At 64.5% G+C, this 1,772-nt stretch carries 1 protein-coding gene and 1 pseudogene; one reads left to right on the top strand and one right to left on the bottom strand.

Annotated features, from left to right (window positions below):
• Nucleotides 1-403, bottom strand: a pseudogene (locus AC1DSN_RS22120) (hypothetical protein); the annotation flags it as partial.
• Nucleotides 404-500: 97 nt separating this feature from the next.
• Here AC1DSN_RS22120 and AC1DSN_RS22115 point away from each other — a divergent pair.
• Nucleotides 501-1,757 (top strand): 6-phosphofructokinase, encoded by a 1,257-nt coding sequence (locus tag AC1DSN_RS22115; protein ID WP_477295658.1) that lies wholly within the window; start codon nt 501-503, stop codon nt 1,755-1,757.
• Nucleotides 1,758-1,772 lie beyond the last annotated feature (15 nt).

Raw genomic sequence — 1,772 nt, 5'->3', positions numbered from 1 at the left:
CGGCGGCCGTGTCCGGCCCGAGGGGTACATAGGCGCCGAAAAGCCACAGGCTGCCGACGACCACGCCCATCAGGGCCACGCCGCCGACCAGCCAGAGCGGCCCGGCCGCCCAGGTCGGACGCGAGAATTCGGTAAGGGGACGGCGCTCGACGAAGCGAACCAGCACGCCGTAAGCGAGGATCGCCGGCACCGCGCGAATCAGCATTTCCCCGATGCCGCGGGCCAAGGTGCTCACATCCTTGCCTGCAAGGCCGATGGGCTTGAGCAGGTGGCTGAGGAGGATCGTCAGCGCGATGGTCAGGAGGGCGAAGAGCCCGATGCGGGCGCCGGCGCTATAGAAAAGACCACGCTGCCAGCGCGTGGCGTCGGCGGACGGGGCATACAGCGTATTCGGTAAGCGCACGGCGAGCCCCTTCCCCTTGATCGTTCCTGAGTCTAGCGTGTCATCGTCATGCCGCACGCGCTACGCTCGGCACTCCCATGGTGACGAGGAAGTGCGTATGGCCGCCGGCAAAATTCTTTACGCCCAGTCGGGCGGCGTATCCGCCGTCATCAATGCCTCCGCCGCGGGCGTGATCGAAACGGCTCGCGACAAGGGCATCATTGTTTATGCCGCGCGTAACGGCATCCTCGGCGCGCTTCGCGAGGAGCTCATCGATACCTCCAAGGAAGCCAAGGCCAATATCGCCGCGCTCAAGCACACGCCCGGTGGCGCTTTCGGTTCCTGCCGCTACAAGCTCAAGTCGCTGGAAGAAAACCGCGTCGAGTACGAGCGCCTGATCGAGGTGTTCAAAGCACACGACATCCGCACCTTCCTCTACAACGGCGGCAACGACTCGGCTGACACAGCGAACAAGGTTTCGAAGATCGGCCAGACGCTCGGCTACGAGGTCAACTGCATCGGCGTGCCGAAGACGATCGACAACGACCTCGTGGTGACCGACACCTGCCCCGGGTTCGGTTCGGTCGCGAAGTACACCGCGATCGCGGTGCGCGAGGCCAGCCTGGACGTGGTCTCGATGATGGATACCTCGACCAAGGTCTTCATCATCGAAGTGATGGGTCGTCATGCGGGCTGGATCGCCGCCGCTGCCGGTCTTGCCGGATCGGCACCTGGCGACGCGCCCCACGTCATCCTGTTTCCGGAGAACGTGTTCAATCCCGAGACCTTCCTCGCCAAGGTCAAGGCCACGGTGGAAAAGGTCGGCTACTGCACCGTGGTCGTTTCCGAGGGCGTGAAGGACAGCAACGGCACGTTCCTCGCCGAGTCCGGCGCGCGCGATGCGTTCGGCCACGCGCAGCTGGGTGGCGCCGCCCCGGTGCTCGCCGCCCTGGTGCGCGAGAAGCTTGGCTACAAGTACCACTGGGCCCTGCCCGATTACCTGCAGCGCTCGGCGCGACACATCGCTTCGAAGACCGATCTCGAGCAGGCCTATGCGGTAGGCAAGAAGGCCGTCGAATACGCGGCCGAAGGCCTCAACGCCGTGATGCCGGTGATCGTCCGCACATCCGACGAACCCTACAAGTGGAAGATCGAAGCGGCGCCGCTGGACAAGATCGCCAACCACGAGAAGAAGATGCCGAGGAACTTCATCTCCAAGGACGGCTTCGGCATCACCGCCGCCGCGCGACGCTATCTCGCCCCGCTGATCCAGGGTGAAGCACCGCCGCCGTATGGCCCGGATGGCTTGCCGATCTACGTGACGCTGAAGAACGCGTCGGTGCCGAAGAAGCTGAAGAAGTTCAAGATCGGCTGAGGGGCTAGGCGCAAC

It is taken from the genome of Luteibacter sp. P4_D7_3, assembly GCF_056401735.1.
This window is presented reverse-complemented; position numbering and strand designations above follow the sequence as displayed.

What these genes read in the sequence shown, in the direction of transcription:
- AC1DSN_RS22115 (WP_477295658.1), top strand. Translation starts at nt 501, where the DNA reads ATGGCCGCCGGCAAAATTCTTTACGCCCAGTCGGGCGGCGTATCCGCC.